This window comes from Mesorhizobium sp. (assembly GCF_965229135.1).
GTDB lineage: Bacteria > Pseudomonadota > Alphaproteobacteria > Rhizobiales > Rhizobiaceae > Mesorhizobium.
On record NZ_OZ245860.1, the window covers coordinates 5,272,914 to 5,288,606 of the forward strand.

Below are 15,693 nucleotides of genomic sequence, written 5' to 3' on the forward strand. Positions count from 1 at the left end.
CGAATTTCCCACTTGAGCCGAACCTAGCGTCATACCGTATGCAGGATTCCACAAGGAGTTTTCGATGCACGGTCGCGCTCAGGAAGAAGTGTTTCTCACGGCTCTGGAATGCTCGGAGCGGATCGGCATCAGTGTTCGGGCTCTTCGGCTCTATGAGCAACATGGCCTGATCTCGCCGCGCCGCACGTTCAAGCAGTGGCGACTGTATGGCGGCAATGATATCGCCCGGCTGAGCGAGATCATGGCGCTCAAGTCACTTGGCCTCAGCCTGCGCGACATTGCGAAGCTGCTGCACGGGCATCATGCCGACCTGGCGCGGATACTTGCCCTGCAGCGCGACGCGCTTGTGGATGCGCGCAAGCGTGCCGAGCGCGGATTGCAGGTGATCGAGGCGCTGCAATCCAAGATACGGTCGGGCGTCACCGCATCGATCGACGACCTAACCAACCTGGCAAAGGAGACGAACATGGCCGAGCCACTCAAGGATACGGTCGCCTGGCGCCGTTACGAACAGATGCGACCGAGAACCGAGATTGCCGCCGACACTGGGCTGTACGATGACTATGCCGGTGGCTACGAGAGCGACGATGGCACTTTCTTCATCGTCTCCCATCGTGGGGGCCAGCTCTTCTACCGGGCAGCCGGCCAGCCGGACATCGAGATCTTTCCCGAGGGCGAAGCCGCGTTCTTCATGAAGGTGCTGCCGGTGCAGGTCACGTTCCAGCGTGACAAGGATGGCCAGGTGCAAGGCCTGATCCACCATCAGAACGGGTTCGAGGATCACGCCGTCAAGGTGGATCTGGAGCGGGTGCGGCTCATCGACGATGAACTTCAGCAGCGCGCTCGGGAGCGCACGCCGGTGCCGGACAGTGAAGCAATCCTGCGCCGTGTGATCCAGCAGCATATGCGCGGCGAACCCGATCTCGATGCGATGGTGCCGGCCCTGGCCGAGGCGGCGGTGGAGCAGAAAGACTTCATTCGCGGCGAACTGGACCGGGCCGGCGAACTCAAGACCCTTTCATTCAAGGGAGTCTCGTACGGCGTGGATGTCTATGACGTGCAGTTCGCCAACGCCAAGATGGAATGGGGTTTCAGCCTCAACCCCCGGGGCAAGATCTCGCCCCTTTATCTGCGTCCCGCATTGTAAGGCGTCGAACGGTCCTTCCGGGCCAGGCAATGCCCGTGCGTATCGGCGGATGCGCGGCAAGGGCGAGACAAGAGGGTGGGGGCGTCACATCCTCGAACGAGTATCACCCATGAAATCGATCCATCTGATGATTACCGCCGCCTTCATGGCCCTGGTGATGATGGCGGCGATCATCGCGTCGCTGGTCAAGGTCGCGACCATGTCGACGGCGGTCGGACATCCGGGCAGCGGCTGGCTGCTCAACATCATTATTCGCATGGACAGCCTTGGACGTTGACTGCTGGGGCTTTCTCAGGCGCCAGCTTTGACGTGATCGATGAAGGCGCGCAGCTTGGGCAGAATCTGGCGCTTGCCGGGATGATAGAGGAAGACGCCGGGCGTCGTGGCCGAGATGCCTTCCAGCACCGGCTCTAGTTTTCCCGCGCGTAGCGGGCTTTCGGCGACGGGCCGAGGTATCTGCGCCAGGCCCACACCCTGCATCGCCGCACCGACCAGTGTCGGATAGTCATGCGCGATCAGCGGGCCTGAGACCATGGCCTCGATCGCCCCATTGCCGTCGATGAAGGACCAGGGCGCGATGGCGCCGTTCGAGCGGCGCAGGCGCAGGCAGGCATGGCGGCGCAGGTCCTCCACGCGTTCGGGGCGGCCATGGCGCTCGAAATAACCGGGGCTGCCGACGACCACGAACGGAAAGGACGGCGTCAGCCGCACCGCGACCATGTCGGGGGCGATGAATTGGCCGAGGCGGATGCCGGCATCGAACCCGCCGGCCGCGAGATCGACCATCTCGTCGCTGGCGGCGATCTCCAGTTCGATCTCGGGATAGGCCTGGCAGAACGAGTCGATCATCGGCTCCAGGATCAAAGGCACGACGGCGCGGGGCACGGACAGGCGCAGCAGCCCGGTCGGCCGTCGGCCGATATCCCCGGCGACCTCGCCGGCCGCGACGATCTCCTCGAAGGCCGGACCGGCACGCTCGAGAAAGCGCTGGCCAGCCTCGGTGAGGCCGACGCTGCGCGTCGTGCGGACGAACAGTGCCGCGCCCAGGCGCGCTTCCAGCGCGCGCACCGCCTGGCTCACGGCGGACGGTGTCACGCCGAGATCAGCGGCGGCGCGGCGGAAGTTGCGGCGCCCGGCGACGGCCAGGAACATTTCGACGCCCTCCAGGGCGCCATGCCGAATTGTGTAGTTCTGCTTCATGGGCTGTGGAGATTATAGCGGATAGTCGAACGATGGAAGCGGGCTTAAGTATCAGCCCGAGGCTCGCGGACACCGCGCAAGGCCATCAAACCCGCAGGTTTGCGCACGCTGGCGCGACAGCATGGCCGCCAAGGTCGCCCAAGCGAAGCCGCGTCGATCAACAACTGACAGGAGACCAGAATGCCGACAGAGATCCTTTTCCAGATCCATCTCGTTCTCGGCTATGTCGCGTGGCTGCTGTGCTTCGGCGCGTATGTCTGGCCGTGGCTAAGGTCGATGGATGGGCTCGCGGCGCAACGCGCCATCGCCACGCTGCACAGCTTCCGCTTCTTCGGGCTCGTCTTCATCCTGCCGGGCGTCGTCAGCCCTGATCTGCCCGCGGGCTTCGCCAGCTTTGCCGCATGTGGCGACTTCGCGACCGGCGTGCTGGCCATGCTGGCGCTGCTGACGGTGCGGATACGCCCGCTGTTCCGGGGCTTCGTCGTCGCCTTCAATGTCGTGGGAACGCTCGATCTCTTCGTCGACTATTACCATGCCATCCAGGCCGATCTTCCGGCGCATGCGGGACTGTTTGGCGCCACCTACGCGATCCCCGTCATCTACGTGCCGCTGCTGATGATCACGCACATCGCTGCGTTCTATCTCCTGGCGCGTCCCAGGCTGGAAGCGAGCCGCGTCGTCAGCGACGGCGCGACGGCATATTAGCCGGCCCCGTCGCGGCGGCGAGAGGGGAGGCCCGCCCGGTCTACGCCAGCTGCCCGAAACGCCACAATGAGGTGTAGTGCATGATGGGCCGCTCGAACGTCGCGCCTTCAGCGACAAACCGCTTGCCGGCATCCAGCATGGGCTGGAAGGTATCGAGCTGCCGGGCGTGCTCCAGCGTATCCCAGACGCTGGTATTGATCAGCGACGATGTCGCTTCGTCCGCGCCGGCGTAGAAGACGAGCAACCCAGGCATTGCCTCGATGCCGGGGCGAAGGGCCGCCTCGGCGTCCAGCATCATCCTTCGCAAAAGCGCGAACTTCGCGGCATCGCACCGCAAGATGGACACACGTACCACGGAGCCGGACATCGAGTTCTTCTCCCCGACTGACATGCGCTGACCGCATGCTAGGCCATGGCGCGCCTCGCTCGCAAGCGGCATTGGCGGGAATGCGTTCGTGGCCGATACGCTGCTCGCCAGGGCATTGGGGGGCCGTTTCGGGTTCGGCGGCCAATATCCGCGCCGGATATCGATCTCTATCCGGAGATTCTGGATCAACGGGCTCAGGCCGTCGACGGGCGCCCGCGCAATGTTGGCGCAACGATCATGTTGGAGAAGCGCTGGACCTGGGGGTGGGGGCGCCGTCTCGATGAGAATTGCACGATGAAATCGATCCACCTGATGATTGCCGCTGCCTTCATGGTCCTGGTCATGATGGCGGCGATCGTCGCGTCGCTGGTCAAGGTTGCGACCATGTCGACGGCCTCGGGTCATCCCGACGGCTGGCTGTTCTACGTCATCTGATGGTGCCGCCGTGCCCGATCCGGGCATCGCGCTTGCAGACAACTGGGGGCATTGACCTTGCCTTGACGGGGCGCGACGCTATGTCGGTGGTGTCCGCATTGCGACTCAGGCGCGAGGCAGGCAATCTGGGGGCATCCGCCGGTTGGCGGCGTCAAAGGCTAGCTGGGGCGTCCTCGATGCAACTCGGTCTTATCGGTTATTATAGCGACTTCGTCGTCTATCCAGTCGTGATCGTGGTGCTTGCCGCCGCCGGTCTTACGGAAGCCGGCGCGGAGCGGGCGCCGGGCTGGATCGCCATCGTGGTCGGCTGTCTTGTCCTGTGGACGCTGACCGAATACGTCCTGCACAGGTTCGTCCTGCATCACGTGCCCTACATCAAGGACCTGCACGACCGGCATCATGTCGAGGAGCGCAGTCCGGTGGGCACGCCGACCTGGCTCAGCCTTGGCGTTCACGGACTGGTCGCGTTTCTTCCGGTGTGGCTGCTCTCTGGCTTCGTGGTGGCCAGTGCCGTGAGTTGCGGGCTGATGCTGGGATATCTTTGGTACGTCAGCATCCATCACATGATCCACCATTGGCATCCCAGCCATCCCAGTTATCTCTATACGCTCAAGCGCCGCCACGCCGTGCATCATCACGTCGACGATAACGCCAATTTCGGTGTGACATCCGTATTCTGGGATCGGGTTTTCCGCACCGCCCGGCTCTGAACCGGCCCCGGCCGTTCAACGCCTCTTGCCGCGACCGGCAGGAGACTTGCTACCGCGCGGCCCTGACTGAACCGGCGTGTTGCCGCGGTTCTCATCGGACAGTTTGCGCCAGCGGGCGAGGCGCTCCGGGTCGAGCGTGCCCGCCTTCAGCGCCGTCTGCACCGCGCAGCCCGGCTCGTGGATGTGGGTGCAGTCGCGGAATTTGCAAAGCGGGGCAAGCTCGGTGATCTCGGCGAACAGCGTGTCGATGCCATGGGCGACATCGCTGACCTGCAGGGTGCGCATGCCCGGCGTGTCGATCACCCAGCCGCCGCCGGCAATGGCATGCAGCGATCGCGAGGTGGTGGTGTGCCGCCCCTTGGCGTCGTGTTCACGGATGCCGCCGGTCAGCTGCGGCAATTGCTGGCCTGATCCGGCCAGCGTGTTGACCAGAGTCGACTTGCCGACGCCGGAGGAGCCGATCAGTGCCACGGTCCGCCCCGTGCCGCACCATGCCGCCAAAGCGGTTGCCGCGTCGGCGGTGCGCGGGTTCAGCATCACGACGGCCAACCCGCGCTGCAGTGCCTCGGCCTGCCTCTGGTAGCTCTCAGCGTCTTCCGCGGTATCGGCCTTGGTCAGCAGGATCACCGGTGTCGTTCCGGCCTCGTTGGCCAGCGCCAGATAGCGTTCGAGCCGGGCCGGATTGAAGTCGGCATTGCAGGAGGTGACGATGAACAGCGTGTCGACATTGGCCGCGGCGAGCTGCGGCGTCCTGCCGCCCTGCGTGCGGCGCTCCAGCACCGTCTTGCGGGTCAGCCGGCGACGCACAAGGTAGTCGTGAGCGTCGACAAGCACCCAATCGCCAACGGCATAGTCGCCGGTGTTGGCTTGCGCCGGCAGCGTCAAATCGACTTGCCCTGTGCCCGACAGGCCGGTCAGCCGGTCGCGATGGACCGTGGCAATGCGCATGGGCACGAAATCCGACTCATCGGGATTCAGTTGATCGGCGAAGAAATCCGTCCAGCCCAGGTCTTCGAGGGAGACCGCGTGAGTGTCGGCGGCGGTCACGGCTTCGACCGGGAGTGGTGCGTCGCATGCATCGGACAAATCCTTGGCAAGATGGCGCGAGCGGCGGCGCGGCAAGCGATTGCCCAGGCGCTGTATGGGACGCCCGACGGCTTTTGGCAAGCAAGGATCGCGCGGCGCGGTACTACCCGCCAATGCGGTTCATGCGTGAAAACTAACTGAACAATTGCAATCGATTGGGCCTTCGGCCGCGCCGCGACGCTAGCTATAGGTCGGGGCAAGGTCGATCGGCTTCGCGCTTATCGGCCGACCTGGCCGGGGCTTTGGTCCCGGTGGCAGGCTTGCGGGATCGCGGCGTCCGGTCGACGGGCGGGGGGCGTACCTTCGAGCATCACCATCATGATTCACCTTCCGGACGCCCGTGCGTCCGGAGCCGGCGGAGCCTTGCGCCGCGGCAAATCCATCTGGAGTCCTTGATATGTCGCTGCGACCTTACAGCCAATCGAATCGTCCCGTGCGCCCCGGCTGGGCGCGCGGCCTTTTGCTTGGCGGCGTATCACTCGCGGCGATCGCGGTGGCGATGCCGGCACGGGCCGGCACGATCACCTACGGCGATGGCGATGATCGGGCGACGCCGATCGTCATGACCGAGGACATGATCGGCGCCGTCAGCGTCGACGAAGCGGCAACCCAGTCGGGGGTCATTTCCGGTGCGCACAAGTTCATAAAGGCGGGCTTCGGCTCGCTGACGCTTTCGGGCAACAACACCTATTCGGGCGGCACCGATCTCAACATGGGCAGCCTGAGGCTGAAAACGCAGACCGCGCTGGGAACCGGCATGCTGACCATGGCGGATGGGACCCGTCTCATAGCCGATTCGTCTGTTACCTTCAGTCTGTCCAATGCCATCCAGTTGGACGGTGTGGTGGAGATCGGTGGCATCAGCCTCAACAATCAGGTCAACCTGGACGGCGCCATCAGCGGCACGGGGCGCCTGGTGCTCACCAGCCGTGCCATGCTGAGCGGCGACAACACCTATAGCGGAGGCACCGATGTTTTCGGCCAGGCTTTCGTGTTGGGGGCCAACGCCCTGGGCACCGGCGCCGTAACGCTCGCGAACGACGCCACACTAATCTTCAGCAGTGCATCATATTCCAACGACATCGTCGTTGCCGGCGCCAAAGGTCGTTTCGACACCTCCAAAGAGGGGAGCGTTGCAATTCTGGATGGCGTGGTGTCCGGGGCGGGCCAACTGATCAATTCGGGACCGGGGCGGGTCGTACTGACTGCCGCCAATACCTATAGCGGCGGTACCTTGATAGACGGCGGCGAACTGGTGGCGGAGCACGACCAGGCGCTGGGTTCGGGCGCTGTTTCCTTCATCGGTCTAGGGCGCCTCACCTACGGGGACGGCGTTAATGTGCACAATATCCTCAGCCCTACCGATGCAAGGACCACAATTCTCCAGGTCGCCGCCGGCGAAACCGCGACTCAATCCGGCGCCATCACTGGCTCCGCGCTTGCCGGCGGCTATTACAAGCGGGGCGCCGGCGAACTGGTCCTCATGGGCGCGGCGTCCTTTGGCGGCGACACCAATCTGGATGAAGGCTCGCTGACGGCCGGGGCAGAGAATGTCCTGGCCGCCAGGTCCATGCATGTCCTGGCCAGCAATACCCGGCTCAACCTGCTGGCCAACCAGGAGGTCGGCGGCATCAAGGCCTCGGGTACGATCGATCTGGGCGATAACACGCTGTTGCTGAACGGCACACGCGAGGATTCGTTCGTCTCTGGCGAATTGATCGGGGGCGCCCAGTCCAGCCTGGAAAAGACCGGCGGCAACAAGCTGTTCCTGGATGGTGACAATGAGAGCTATGCCGGCTTTTTGCTCGGCCTTTCCGGGGACGTGGTCGTCCGCGGCGACTATAGCGGCTTGAGGACGCACATGGCAGCCGGCAGTCTCTCGAGCGGCGGGACGACGACGGGGCGTCTGGGTGACGTAAGCGTATCCGATGCCACGCTTTACGGCCAGAGCGGCTCCCAGCTGACCATGGATTCGCTCAGCATGACCCGGTTCGCCACCATACACGCCGCGCTGGGCGCTCCCGGCGCCGCCCCCGCCCTGTTCAACATCAATGGCAACCTGACGCTGAACGGTACGCTCGATGTCGAGGACCTTGGAGGCTTCGGCCCTGGCGTCTATCGCCTGTTCGACTATGGCGGCACGCTCACCAACGATGGTCTGGTCATTGGTTCGGGGCCCGATGGCTATGGGCCGGACCAACTGACCTTGCAGACTTCGGTCGCGCATCAGGTCAATCTGGTGGCCGACGATGTCGGCCATGGCGAGATCGCGTTCTGGGACGGAGGCGACAGCACGCTCTGGAACAACGCGGTCGTGAATGGGGGCGCGGGGCGGTGGACGCGCCATGGCGGCACCTTCACGGACGCAAATGGCATTGTGAACGGGTCCATGGATCCGTTTCCCGGTTTTGCCGTGTTCCAGGGCGCCGCCGGCATGGTGACAGTCGACAATTCGACCGGGCAGATACAGTCCAGGGGCATGCAGTTCGCCACCGACGGATATCATCTGACGGGCGAGTTCATCGATCTGGTGGCTGGAGAGGCCGTTATCCGGGTGGGCGATGGAACAGCGGCCGGCGCCGGCTACACCGCCACGATCTCGAACACGCTGGACGGCGCCGGACGACTGGTCAAATCCGACCTGGGCACGCTCGTTCTTGAGGGCGACAACACCTATTGGGGCGGTACCGAGGTGCGCCAGGGCACCCTTCTGGTCGATGGCAGCATCGGCGAGGTGGATGTCGGAACGAACGGTCGCCTCGGCGGCAACGGCACGGTGGGTACGGCAACGGTGTCCGGCACCATCACCGGCGGAAAGACCATTGGCACGCTGTCGGTCGACGGCAACCTGACCATGCAGGAAGGTTCGACGCTGGAAGTGAAGGTGGACGCGGCCGGCAATTCGGACCGGGTCGACGTGACGGGCTCGGCCTATCTCTATGGTGGAAAGGTCGTCAGCCTGGCGAGCGGCGGCAACTACGCCGACCAGACAAGCTACACGATCCTGACCGCGCAAGGAGGCGTCTACGGCACCTTCGCCGACGTCACGTCCAACCTCGCCTTCCTCGACGCGTCGCTGGCCTATGGCGACAACGATGTAAAGCTGACGCTGGCGCGCAACGGCACGACATTCGAGAATGTCGGCCTGACCCGCAACCAGGTCGCCACCGGCGGCGGCGTGGAGGGTCTCGGCTCGGGCAATCCGCTCTATGACCGTGTGCTGACGCTGAGCGCGGCGGATGCCCGCTTTGCCTTCGACCGGCTTTCCGGTGAAATCCATGCATCGGCCAAGGGCGTGCTGCTGGAAGACAGCCGCTTCGTGCGCGACATCGCGAACGACCGCATCCGCTCCGCTTTCAACGGCGTCGGCGCAAGGACAATGTCGCCGGTGCTGGCCTATGGCGAGGGTGGTCCGGAGGCCGCGCCGTCTCCCGGCGACCGCTTCGCCGTCTGGAGCCAGGCTTTTGGTTCGTGGGGCACGGCGAGGGGCGACGGCAACGCGGCCGGGCTTGACCGGTCGACCGGCGGCCTGCTGTTCGGCGCCGATGCCGCGCTCGACGACAGCTGGCGGATCGGCATGCTGGCCGGTTACAGCCACACAAGTTTCCAGGTCGACGACCGCGCCTCGTCCGGTTCGAGCAGCAACTATCACCTCGGCCTCTATGGCGGCGGCCAGTGGGGCGCATTCGGACTGCGCGGCGGCGCCGCCTACAGCTGGAGCCGTCTCGACATCGGCCGCGCCGTTGCCTTCCCCGGCTTCGAGGACAGCCTGACGGCGAAGTACGATGCCGGCACCGCCCAGATGTTCGGCGAGGCCGGGTACCGGGTCGACACGCTGCGCGGCTCCTTCGAGCCGTTCGCCAACCTCGCCTATGTCAGCATGCACAGCGGCGCCTTTGCCGAAAGCGGCGGCGCGGCCGCCCTGAGCGGCGCCGGCAACACCACCGACGCCACCTTCACCACGCTTGGCCTGCGCGGGCAGGCCGAATTCGCGCTTGGCGGTGTCGCGACCACGGCACGCGGCATGCTGGGCTGGCGTCATGCCTTCGGCGATGTCACACCGCTTGCACCGGTTGCCTTCGACGGCGGCGATGCCTTCACCGTCGCCGGCGTGCCGATCGCCAGCAATGCCGCGGTCATCGAGGCCGGCCTGGATTTTGCCGTCACGCCCATGGCCACGCTGGGTGTTTCCTACACCGGCCAATTGGCCAGCAGGGCAAAGGACCACGCGGTCAAGGCCGATGTCAGCGTGAGGTTCTAGGCCATCCCCGGCCGTCATGAGGCGGAAATGGGGCGACGAACAGGCGCCCTATCGCGGACAAGGCATGAACCCCGACGGAATGCCTTCCGGCAATAAGCCGGTCAGGGGCTAGGGCGGCAGGACCCCAAGCCTGCCCCCTTAGAGGAGCGGCAGGAACCCGAACCTGCCGCCCGGAGCAGGGCGGCTCATCGTTCATGAAGCGATGAGCCGCCCTATCTCCGAAGCGCCGGTCTTGCCGAACTCCGGGCTGTTCAGCCAAGTGAGGCCTGCGCATCATGCGGGCGAGAAACGCAATGCCAAGGTGCCGGACGGCCAGGTCGAGGCAGACACCCCAAGAAAAAAGCGGGACCTGTGACGGTCCCGCTCGCCGCGTGAATGACCCTTTTCAGGCTGGGATCAGTTCACGATCTTTTGATGTTTGTTGACGGCAGCGTCGCCGCGCGAATTGATCGAGACCCAGATGTTGGGGTTCTGCTGCGACTGGCGCTTGACGAAATAATAGCCTGTCGCGTCCCATGAACGGATGTTGTTGACGAGGTTGTCGAGGATAAAGTCGCCCTTGTCGGTCTTGACCGTCAAAATGGCATGGCCTTCGCCATTGAGGTCGTGGACGACCGTCATCAGCAGCGCCTGCCTGGGAAAGCCGGCATCGAGCAAAAGCTTGCGCTTGAACAGCGCGTAGATCTTGCAATCCCCTTTGCCATCAACGGGATAGTCCCAGTGATCCTGCATCGTGCCCCAATGTTCGAGGTTGCTTACGGGCACGATGTAGCCGTTCACCTCGCGGTTGACGCGGTCGAGAATGGCCCAGGTCTTGGGCGTCAGCTTCAGGTCCATGGCAGGCAGGGCCGAAACCTTGCATTCGGCCGGCCGACGGCTGCAGAAATCCACCCAGCCATAGGGAATGCTGGTCTTGGAGCCAACGGGAGCGGATGTCGCCGTGCTGATCGCGCTGGCGCGTAACTTGTTGGATTCAAACGCTATTGCGTAAGTCTTGAAGGACGGAGGATAGGCATCCGTATCGAAGAACGGTTTGGCGGATCCCGCCGATCCCGCATGTGCCAGGGACGCCAAACCCAGACACGCCGAAAAAACACCTACGAGAAACCAGCGCAACATCACCGTCACCACCACGCCTCAACGCTCTTGTTAACGAGGAGTTAACGCGAAAACGCCGGCCGGGGTCAATTAAATGTTTAATAAAAGGTTAATGCCCGGGAACCCCCATTCCTCGAATTGCAGGCAATCAGCGTAAAGCGGACCTTACCGGGCGGCATCGTTCGCGTTGCCGCGTCGACATGGAAGCTTGCGCCGAAGGGGCGCCTCTGAAAGACAGTTTCGCGCATCGATGCGCCTCCGCCTGTTGCGAGCAACGTGTTCAGGGGGGCGCCAATCTCAAGGGAAGGCGGGACAAGCAATAATGAGCCTCTCCGAGATCACGCAGGCGACGGTCGCCTTCATTCGCGAGCACGAAGCCTGGGGCGTGCCGCTGGTGCTGCTGCTGGCCTTCGGGGAGTCGCTGGCATTCATCTCGCTGCTGCTCCCGGCGACCGTGATTCTGCTCGGCGTCGGCTTCCTGATCGGTGAAAGCGGCATCGCCTTCTGGCCGCTGTGGCTCGCGGCCATCGTCGGCGCCTTCCTCGGCGACTGGCTGTCGTTCTGGATCGGCACGAAGCTCGGCCATCGGGTTTCGCACTACTGGCCGCTGACGCGCTACCCCGACTTGTTGCCGCGCGGCCACCGGTTCTTCGAACGCTGGGGCGGCCTCGGTGTCTTCGTCGGCCGTTTTTCGGGGCCTTTGCGCGCTTCAGTGCCGCTGGTGGCGGGCATCTGCGAGATGCCCGCCCTGACGTTCCAGATCGCCAACATCTCGTCGGCGATCATCTGGGCGACGGGCATACTGGCGCCCGGCGCCTTCGGCCTCAAATGGCTGCAACAGTGGATGTAGCGGCCTAGCGGCGCACGAGGAGCTTGTCGATGCGCCGTCCGTCCATGTCGAGGATTTCGAAGCGCCAGCCCTCATAGGCGAAATGTTCGCCGGCTTCGGGAAGATGGCCAAGCTGGAACAGGGCGAAGCCGGCGATGGTGTGGAAATCGCCATCCGCCGATCCCGGCCGGAAGCCGAGCCGCGCGAACGCATCATGCGCCAGCATCATGCCGTCGACCAGCAGCGAGCCGTCGTCGCGCTCGACGATGTCGGGGTCCTCGCCCTCCATGTCCGGCAGGTCGCCGGCGATGGCTTCGAGCAGGTCGGTCTGGGTAACGATCCCTTCGAGGCTGCCATATTCGTCGATGACGATGGCGAGCCGCACCGGCGCTCGCTTGAACTGGTCGAGCACGCGGAAGATCGGCGTTCCCTCATGCACGATCACCGGTTCGCGGATGACGGCCATCGGGTCGAGAGCCTGGCCGTGCAGCACCTGGTCGAGAAGGTCTTTCTTCAGGATCATGCCGAGCGGCTCGTCGATGTCGCCGCGCCCGATCAGGAGTTGGTCGTGGCGGCAGTCGCGGATGGTGCGCAGCATATCATCCGCGCTGTCGTCGGCGTCGATCCAGTCGACGTCGCGCCGCGGCGTCATGATGTCGCCGATGCGCCGATCGCCAATGTTGAAGACGCGCTCGACCAGTTCCTGCTGGGCGTGGTGCAGCAACCCGGCCTCCTGGCTGGCGGCGACGAGCAGCTTCAGCTCCTCGGGCGAATGCAGCGATTCCTCACCGGTGCCGGGCCGCAATCCGCAAAGGCGCAGCACGAGGTTGCCAAGGCCGTTGAGGCCGATGATCGCCGGCCGCAGCAGGAACAGGAAGATGCCGAGCGGGCGCACCACCCAGAGCGCGGTTCCCTCGCTGCGCTGCAGCGCCAGGCTCTTGGGCGCCAGCTCTCCCAGCACGATGTGCAGCGCCGTGATGATGATGAAGGAAATGACGACGGCTATGGCGTGCGAGCCGAACGTCGCCAGAGATCCCGGCAGCGCGTTCAGCAGCGGTTCGATGAGATGGGCGAGCGCGGGTTCGCCAACCCAGCCGAGCGCCAGCGAGGATATGGTGATGCCGAGCTGTGTAGCCGCGAGGTTGGCGTCGAGGTTGTCGACGGCGCGTTTGAGGGCATTTGCGTTCAGCCGGCCGGCATTGACCAACTCGATCACGCGGCTGCGGCGAACCGCCACAAGTGAAAATTCAGCCGCGACAAAGAAACCATTGGCGGCGACGAGGGCAAGTACGGCAAGTATTCCGAGTAAATCGTAAATACCGCCATCGGTACTGGACATGATCTCCTTCTGGGCGGAATGCCGCCACGTGTTATGATTGACGCTCCTCTCATAACACGGTTTCGTTGCATTTCTACCGGCGTTGCGGATGGGATGAACGTCATCCACGTTCCTTGCACGGCCAGAACCGCCGGCCGCTGGGAAATGCGGTATCCATATGCGGTGAACGCCAGACATCCGACATGATTTGAAGCAAGTGTGAATGTGATCGCACGGCGGCATACTGGAATGGCGCTGGCGACACGCTATGATGAACTGAACTGGCGCGGCCCGACCGGGTGCGCCGCGAATTCTTGAAAGCCTTACAGGACTTGTCGATGTTCGGACTTGGGTGGGACCATCTCGTGGTCATCTTCGTTGTGGCGATGGTCGTCTTCGGGCCGGGCGAACTGCCAAACGTGATGCGCACGCTCGGGCGCACGATGAAGACGGTCAACAAGGTCACCGGCGATTTCCGCAAGCAGTTCGAGGACGCCGTGCGCGACGCCGAGAAAGAGCTTGACCTGAAGGATGCCCGCGCCGCGCTGCAGGACGCCCTGAGCAGCACGACCCTGACACCGGATCCGGCCGCGCCGGCCAGGGACAGCGAAGCAAAAACGGTCGCGGCCGCACCGGTTGCGTCGGCGCCGACCGCCACCGCGCCGACGAATTCGTAACGCCATGATGCTCGCCATGCCATCCATGCGCTGTCCGATCTCCCGGGGAAACCGCCCGTGAAGCTTTCGCTTGGCCGGCTCTGCATCGCCTTGCCGCTGGTGGCGTTCGCGCTTGTGCTGGCCGACCATGGCGGCTCCACGCCGTTGCACCGCAGCGCGCTGTGGGAGGTGGTTCGGACCTGCACGCTGGCGGCGAAAACGGTCGGCATGCCCTTTCCCTGCGAGCAGGTGACGCTCGCCAGCGACGATGCGCCGGGCTCGGCCATCATCAAATCGCCCTTGCACAAAAGCGAGTTCCTGCTGATGCCGCTCGAGCCGGCGGCCGGCGTGGAAAGTCCGGCCGTGCGCGGCGACGACAGTGCGCAGCTGTGGCAGCGGGCGTGGGAAACCCGGGGCATGGTGCAGGCACGCCTTGGGCGCGAGTTGCCGCGGACGGCGGTCGCCCTGGTGGTCAATTCCGGCATCGCGCGCTCGCAGGACCAGTTCCACATCCATGTCGATTGCGTGGCTCCGTCGGTGGAACGCAAGCTCGCCCTCTACGGGCCGAAGGAGGAGGGCCGATGGCAGCTGTTTCCGCAGGCGCTGATGGGCCAGCGCTACTGGGTCAAGGCTGTCAACAAGCCGGAACTCGATACAACCAACGTCATCGGCCTCATCGCCTCCGGCCTGCCCAGGGCGCGCAGCGCCATGTACCGGGTCAATGTCGTGGTCGTCGGCGCCGAACTGGCCGACGGCAGGCCGGGTTTCTACATCCTGGCCAACTGGGACAAAATGGCGGCCGAGCGCTTGATGGATCACGGCTGCGCGATAGGTTGACAGAACACGTCCCGTCACCACACGCGCCCACGCGGCGACGGCATGATAAGCACGCCCCTCCGATGATGGCATCCCCGCAATGTTGAGCGTCTACCCGCAAGGCAAGGTTTCGCAAGCGAAAGCGATCTGGCTCGATCTCAGCGACCCCGATCCCGCCGAGATCGCCAAGGTCGAGAAACTGGCCGGCGTCGCCGTGCCCAGCCGCGCGGCGCTCAGCGAGATCGAAAGCACCAGCCGGCTCAAGGCGCGCGACGGCGTGCTGTCGATGAGCATGCCGATGGTCACGCATGTCGATGGCGCGCTTCAGATGGCGCCGATCGGCTTCGTGCTGTCGCGTCAACGTCTCATTACCGTGCGCTTCGGCGTGCTGCCGGCTTTCGATCTGGTCGCCGGGCGCTTTGCCGAGGCCGGCCATCGGCCGGCGACGAGCCTCGAAGTGTTCGTCGAGCTTTGCGAGGGGATGGTCGACCGCCTCGCCGACGCTCTCGAACAGACGGCCGGCGAACTGCGCACGCTGTCGACGACCGCCTTCCACGTGCCGGACACCAAGGGCCACAAGGCGATCCGCTCCAACAAGCTCATCCGTGCCCAGTTGCGCCAGGTCGGCCGCATGGGCGACCACCTGTCGGAAAAACGCGATGCGCTGCTGGCGCTGGGGCGCGCCATCGATTTCGCCTGCGGCATGACGGCGGACTGGGGCGATGACCAGGTCAACGCGCGCATGAACGGCCTGAAGCTGGATATCACGTCGCTCGACGACTACGAGGTCCACCTCTCCGACAAGGTGCAGTTCCTGCTCGACGCCATGGTCGGGCTGATCGGCATCGCCCAGAACGACATCTTCAAGATCCTGACCATCGTCTCGATCGTTGGCATTCCGCCGACACTGATCGCCGGCATCTACGGCATGAATTTCAAGTACATGCCGGAGTATGACTGGACCTACGGCTACCCATACGGCCTGGCGCTGATCGTGATCAGCGGCATCCTGCCGTTGGTGTGGTTCAAGCTTCGGGGCTGGTTCTAGGGCGCGCCGATATTTTC

Annotated in this window: 15 protein-coding genes; 10 read left to right on the top strand and 5 right to left on the bottom strand. The window is 64.4% G+C overall.

Annotated features, from left to right (window positions below):
• Positions 1-64: 64 nt before the first annotated feature.
• A complete protein-coding gene (locus ACO07C_RS25215) occupies positions 65-1,147 on the top strand; it encodes a MerR family transcriptional regulator (protein ID WP_421916883.1) in 1,083 nt (360 codons plus the stop codon).
• Positions 1,148-1,256: 109 nt separating this feature from the next.
• The gene (locus tag ACO07C_RS25220; RefSeq protein ID WP_421916884.1) at positions 1,257-1,424 is read left to right on the top strand and encodes a hypothetical protein; all 168 of its coding nucleotides are present in this window, start codon (positions 1,257-1,259) and stop codon (positions 1,422-1,424) included.
• A gap of 14 nt (positions 1,425-1,438) precedes the next feature.
• Here the strand turns inward: ACO07C_RS25220 and ACO07C_RS25225 are convergent, their stop codons facing one another.
• Positions 1,439-2,347, bottom strand: coding sequence for a LysR family transcriptional regulator (locus ACO07C_RS25225; RefSeq protein ID WP_421916885.1), 909 nt, complete (start codon positions 2,345-2,347; stop codon positions 1,439-1,441).
• Positions 2,348-2,527: 180 nt separating this feature from the next.
• On the opposite strand from ACO07C_RS25225, the gene ACO07C_RS25230 reads away from it, so the two are divergent.
• Positions 2,528-3,052: a hypothetical protein gene (locus tag ACO07C_RS25230; RefSeq protein WP_421916886.1), complete on the top strand. Its 525-nt coding sequence runs from the start codon at positions 2,528-2,530 to the stop codon at positions 3,050-3,052.
• Positions 3,053-3,092: 40 nt separating this feature from the next.
• Here ACO07C_RS25230 and ACO07C_RS25235 read toward each other — a convergent pair whose 3' ends face one another.
• Positions 3,093-3,419: a hypothetical protein gene (locus ACO07C_RS25235; RefSeq protein WP_421916887.1), complete on the bottom strand. Its 327-nt coding sequence runs from the start codon at positions 3,417-3,419 to the stop codon at positions 3,093-3,095.
• Positions 3,420-3,713: 294 nt separating this feature from the next.
• Between ACO07C_RS25235 and ACO07C_RS25240 the strand changes: the two genes are divergently transcribed.
• Positions 3,714-3,854: a hypothetical protein gene (locus ACO07C_RS25240; protein WP_421916888.1), complete on the top strand. Its 141-nt coding sequence runs from the start codon at positions 3,714-3,716 to the stop codon at positions 3,852-3,854.
• 176 nt (positions 3,855-4,030) lie between these two features.
• The gene (locus ACO07C_RS25245) at positions 4,031-4,564 is read left to right on the top strand and encodes a sterol desaturase family protein (RefSeq protein WP_421916889.1); all 534 of its coding nucleotides are present in this window, start codon (positions 4,031-4,033) and stop codon (positions 4,562-4,564) included.
• A 15-nt stretch (positions 4,565-4,579) separates the two neighbouring features.
• Here the strand turns inward: ACO07C_RS25245 and rsgA are convergent, their stop codons facing one another.
• On the bottom strand, positions 4,580-5,611 hold the full coding sequence (gene rsgA, locus ACO07C_RS25250) for a ribosome small subunit-dependent GTPase A (RefSeq protein ID WP_421917599.1): 1,032 nt from the start codon (positions 5,609-5,611) through the stop codon (positions 4,580-4,582).
• A 436-nt stretch (positions 5,612-6,047) separates the two neighbouring features.
• Between rsgA and ACO07C_RS25255 the strand changes: the two genes are divergently transcribed.
• A complete protein-coding gene (locus ACO07C_RS25255) occupies positions 6,048-9,911 on the top strand; it encodes an autotransporter domain-containing protein (RefSeq protein WP_421916890.1) in 3,864 nt (1,287 codons plus the stop codon).
• A 396-nt stretch (positions 9,912-10,307) separates the two neighbouring features.
• On the opposite strand, the gene ACO07C_RS25260 is transcribed toward ACO07C_RS25255, so the two are convergent.
• Positions 10,308-10,985, bottom strand: coding sequence for a transglutaminase-like cysteine peptidase (locus tag ACO07C_RS25260; RefSeq protein WP_421916891.1), 678 nt, complete (start codon positions 10,983-10,985; stop codon positions 10,308-10,310).
• Positions 10,986-11,331: 346 nt separating this feature from the next.
• Between ACO07C_RS25260 and ACO07C_RS25265 the strand changes: the two genes are divergently transcribed.
• Entirely contained in the window at positions 11,332-11,859 is a 528-nt protein-coding gene (locus tag ACO07C_RS25265) for a DedA family protein (RefSeq protein WP_421916892.1), read from the top strand.
• Between the two features lie 4 nt (positions 11,860-11,863).
• On the opposite strand, the gene ACO07C_RS25270 is transcribed toward ACO07C_RS25265, so the two are convergent.
• On the bottom strand, positions 11,864-13,177 hold the full coding sequence (locus ACO07C_RS25270) for a hemolysin family protein (protein WP_421916893.1): 1,314 nt from the start codon (positions 13,175-13,177) through the stop codon (positions 11,864-11,866).
• Between the two features lie 317 nt (positions 13,178-13,494).
• On the opposite strand from ACO07C_RS25270, the gene ACO07C_RS25275 reads away from it, so the two are divergent.
• The 3 genes from ACO07C_RS25275 to ACO07C_RS25285 all read left to right on the top strand — a co-directional run bounded on the left by ACO07C_RS25275 (position 13,495) and on the right by ACO07C_RS25285 (position 15,676).
• Positions 13,495-13,833 carry a Sec-independent protein translocase subunit TatA/TatB gene (locus tag ACO07C_RS25275; RefSeq protein ID WP_421916894.1) on the top strand — a complete coding sequence of 113 codons (339 nt, stop codon included), beginning with the start codon at positions 13,495-13,497 and terminating at the stop codon, positions 13,831-13,833.
• A 57-nt stretch (positions 13,834-13,890) separates the two neighbouring features.
• The gene (locus ACO07C_RS25280; RefSeq protein WP_421916895.1) at positions 13,891-14,649 is read left to right on the top strand and encodes a CDP-diacylglycerol diphosphatase; all 759 of its coding nucleotides are present in this window, start codon (positions 13,891-13,893) and stop codon (positions 14,647-14,649) included.
• Positions 14,650-14,728: 79 nt separating this feature from the next.
• Positions 14,729-15,676, top strand: a complete 948-nt coding sequence (locus tag ACO07C_RS25285; protein ID WP_421916896.1) for a magnesium transporter CorA family protein — start codon at positions 14,729-14,731, stop codon at positions 15,674-15,676.
• Positions 15,677-15,693: the final 17 nt, after the last annotated feature.

Excerpts from the sequence above, each read along its gene's own strand:
- ACO07C_RS25215 (WP_421916883.1), top strand. The coding sequence starts at position 65 with ATGCACGGTCGCGCTCAGGAAGAAGTGTTTCTCACGGCTCTGGAATGC.
- ACO07C_RS25220 (WP_421916884.1), top strand. The coding sequence starts at position 1,257 with ATGAAATCGATCCATCTGATGATTACCGCCGCCTTCATGGCCCTGGTG.
- ACO07C_RS25225 (WP_421916885.1), bottom strand. The coding sequence starts at position 2,347 with ATGAAGCAGAACTACACAATTCGGCATGGCGCCCTGGAGGGCGTCGAA.
- ACO07C_RS25230 (WP_421916886.1), top strand. The coding sequence starts at position 2,528 with ATGCCGACAGAGATCCTTTTCCAGATCCATCTCGTTCTCGGCTATGTC.
- ACO07C_RS25235 (WP_421916887.1), bottom strand. The coding sequence starts at position 3,419 with ATGTCCGGCTCCGTGGTACGTGTGTCCATCTTGCGGTGCGATGCCGCG.
- ACO07C_RS25240 (WP_421916888.1), top strand. The coding sequence starts at position 3,714 with ATGAAATCGATCCACCTGATGATTGCCGCTGCCTTCATGGTCCTGGTC.
- ACO07C_RS25245 (WP_421916889.1), top strand. The coding sequence starts at position 4,031 with ATGCAACTCGGTCTTATCGGTTATTATAGCGACTTCGTCGTCTATCCA.
- ACO07C_RS25255 (WP_421916890.1), top strand. The coding sequence starts at position 6,048 with ATGTCGCTGCGACCTTACAGCCAATCGAATCGTCCCGTGCGCCCCGGC.
- ACO07C_RS25265 (WP_421916892.1), top strand. The coding sequence starts at position 11,332 with ATGAGCCTCTCCGAGATCACGCAGGCGACGGTCGCCTTCATTCGCGAG.
- ACO07C_RS25270 (WP_421916893.1), bottom strand. The coding sequence starts at position 13,177 with ATGTCCAGTACCGATGGCGGTATTTACGATTTACTCGGAATACTTGCC.
- ACO07C_RS25275 (WP_421916894.1), top strand. The coding sequence starts at position 13,495 with ATGTTCGGACTTGGGTGGGACCATCTCGTGGTCATCTTCGTTGTGGCG.
- ACO07C_RS25285 (WP_421916896.1), top strand. The coding sequence starts at position 14,729 with ATGTTGAGCGTCTACCCGCAAGGCAAGGTTTCGCAAGCGAAAGCGATC.